General features: G+C 72.3%; 2 protein-coding genes. Both read left to right on the plus strand.

All coding sequences use genetic code 11. The annotated features are described in order from the left end of the window. Positions 1 to 421: hypothetical protein (locus tag QH283_RS10110; protein ID WP_280502757.1), on the plus strand; the 421-nt coding region annotated here is incomplete at its 5' end. 435 nt (positions 422 to 856) lie between these two features. Continuing rightward, a complete protein-coding gene (locus QH283_RS10115) occupies positions 857 to 3238 on the plus strand; it encodes an amino acid adenylation domain-containing protein (protein ID WP_280502758.1) in 2382 nt (793 codons plus the stop codon). Positions 3239 to 3259 lie beyond the last annotated feature (21 nt).

A 3259-nucleotide genomic window follows, 5' to 3' on the forward strand; every position in this document is an offset into this window, starting at 1 on the left:
CCCCGCGCCGATGGCCGAACTGCTCGGCGGGCTGCTCGGTGAGACCGCGCGCCTCGACCTGCCTGCCGGGATCGCCGATCCGGCGGGCGCCGACCTCGGTCCGGCCGAGCTGGCCGAGCAGCTGGCGCGACTGCCCGAGCCGTTCGCCTCGTTCGGCGTCGAGCGCATCACCCGGGTGCTCGAGGGCGCGCTGCACTCGGCCGAGGTGACCGCGGCCTACCGTCCCCGTCCGTTCGCGGGCGATCTGGTGTATTTCACCGCCGCGGCCGACGATCCGAGCGGGCACACCGGCGCCGACACCTGGCGCGGGGCGGTCGCGGGCGCGATCCGCAACCATCAGGTGCCGACCTCGCACTGGCAGATGACCACCGAGGCCGCGCTGGCCGAGATCGGCCGTGTGCTCGGTGCGCGGCGGGGCTGACACCGGATCGGCAGCGGCGCTCCCGGTGACGGCCGTGCCCCGGTAATCGGGCTCTGGTGTATTTCGCCGCGGCGGGGGATGATCCCTGCGGACGCGGCGGCGCGGACACCCGGGGGTGCGGCCGTGGGCGGCCGGTCAGGGAGTGTCGCTGTGCCCGCGACTCATCGGCAGACCGCCGGTGGCGAGGGGGGCGAGCTCGATCGGGCGGTCCTCGGGTGTACTGCTCCCGGTGGGGCTGTGCGCACAGCGAGCAGACCTGACGGTCTGTTTGGTGATGTGAGTAACCTACCGGGGGCCCGGGTGCAATGAACCGCTCGCGCACAGCGATGTGCAGATCAACGCGGGCGGTTATTGTTGCGTGCCCGAGGTCGCCGTGCGAACGCACGCGAGCCGTGCGGTGTGGTTTTTGCTCGACCCGAGAGGTGAACAGGCGCGATGGAAACAGCGAGACGTTCCAGCCGTGAAGGTCGTCGCCGCCGGTCGGGTTCGCCGCTGCTGGCCCAACTGCTCACCGCGGCCGTCGAGTCCGCCGCCGACGCGGTGGCGGTGCTCAGCGACCCGACCGGCGATCCCGCCGACCGGCGTCAGCTCACCTACCGGGAGCTGGACGAGGCCTCCTCGCGCGTCGCCAGGGAGCTGATCAGCCGCGGTCTCGGCCCCGGCGACGTGATCGCCATGGGCATCACCCGCTCGATCGAGTCGGTGCTCTCGCTGTGGGCCATCGCCAAGACGGGCGCCACCTACGTGCCGGTCGACCCGAACTACCCGGCCGAGCGCATCGCGCACATCCTGTCCGACTCCGGCGCCGAAGTCGGCCTCACCACCTCGGCGCACCGTCCGCTGCTGGGCACCCTCGCCTACTGGATCGAGCTGGACGACCCGGTGCGCGCCGAGCGCATCGCCGCCCACCCGGCCCACCCGATCTCCTACGCCGACCGCGTGCGCACCCTCACCCCCGCGCACCCGGCGTACATGATCTACACCTCCGGCTCGACCGGCATGCCCAAGGGCGTGCTGGTCTCCCACACCGGCCTGTCCATCATCGCCACGGCGGGCGCGAACCTCGGCATCGAGGTCGGCGACCTGGTCACCCACCTGAGCTCGCCCAGCTTCGACTTCTCGCTCATGGAGGCCCTGTTCACCTTCCCGCAGGGCGCCACCATGGTGATCGCCCCGCCGGAGGTCTACGGCGGCGCCGAACTGGCCGCGCTGGTCGAGCGCACCGGCGTGACCCACCTGATGATGACCCCGGCGGCACTGGAGTCGGTCGACCCGTTCGGCCTGACCTCGGTGCGCACCCTGGTCGTCGGCGGCGAGAAGCTCAACCCCGAGCTGGTCGGCCGCTGGGCCCACCCCGGCCGCACCATGCACAACGTCTACGGCCCCACCGAGACCACCATCATCGTCTCGGCGTCCGAGCCGCTGCACGCCGACGAGGAGATCACCATCGGCGCCGCGCTGCCCGGCGTCGGCGCCTACGTGCTCGACGCCATGCTGCGCCCGGTGCCCGCCGGGGTGGTGGGCGAGCTGTACCTCGCCGGTCCCGGCCTCGCCCACGGCTACCACGCCAGATCCGCGCTGACCGCCGCCTCCTTCGTGGCCGACCCGTTCGACGGCGACGGTGGCAGGCTCTACCGCACCGGCGACCTGGTGCGCCGCCGCGAGGACGGCGCCTTCGAGTACGTCGGCCGCAGCGACTTCCAGGTCAAGATCCGCGGCCTTCGCATCGAACTCGGCGAGATCGACAGCGCCCTGACCTCGCACCCCGACGTCGACTACGCCGTCACCCTCGGCGCGACGCTGCCCAACGGCAGCACCGCGCTGGTGGCCTATGTGCTGGCGCGGCCCGGCACCACGCTCGACATCGCCCAGCTCAGCGAGCACATCCGCAAGGTCCTGCCGACCTACATGATGCCCGCCTCGATCATGGTGCTCGACGAGCTGCCACTCAACGCCGTCGGCAAGCTGGACCGCAAGGCGCTGCCCGAGCCGGTCTTCGCCACCAAGGCCTACCGCGAGCCCGCCACGCCGACCGAGCGGGTGGTGGCCGAGGTGTTCGCCACCGTGCTCACCCCCGAGGGCGGGCAGCCGCCGCGCATCGGCGCCGACGACGACTTCTTCGAACTCGGCGGCAACTCGCTGTCGGCGACCCAGGCCGTCGCCAGGCTCAGCTCCGCCACCGGCGTGCAGGTCCCGGTCAAGCTGATGTTCGACGCGGCGACCGTGTCCGGGCTGGCCACGCTGATCGAGGGGCTGCACGCCCCGTCCCGCCCGCCGTTGCGCGCGATGGAACGGCCCGAGCGCATCCCGCTGTCCTACGCCCAGCAGCGGATGTGGTTCCTCAACCGCTTCGACACCGCCAGCGGCGTGAACAACATCCCGGTCGCCGTGCGGCTGTCCGGCGATCTCGACGTGGACGCGCTGCGCGCCGCGGTGGTCGACGTGGTGGCCCGTCACGAGGTGCTGCGCACGGTGTACCCGGAGGTCGACGGCGCGGGCACCCAGGTGGTGCTGCCGGTGGACGACCCGCGCGCGACGCCCGAGCTGCCGGTGCTCGCCGTATCCCCGGACGCGGTGCCGGAACTGATGAAGACCGTCATCGGCACCGGTTTCGACGTGGCGCTCGCGCCGCCGATCCGGCTGCGGCTGATCGAGCTGTCACAGCGCGAGCACCTGCTGGCGTGCGTGGTGCACCACATCGCCGCCGACGGCTTCTCGATGGGCCCGCTGACCCGCGACCTCATGCAGGCCTACCAGGCCAGGGTGGCGGGGCCCGCCCCCCCGTTAACCCCCGCGAAGGGGAAGTACGCCCCCTAAACCCAGAGGGAGCCCCAACAC

The sequence above is a fragment of the Nocardia farcinica genome, from assembly GCF_029867845.1.
Classification (GTDB): Bacteria; Actinomycetota; Actinomycetes; order Mycobacteriales; family Mycobacteriaceae; genus Nocardia; species Nocardia farcinica_A.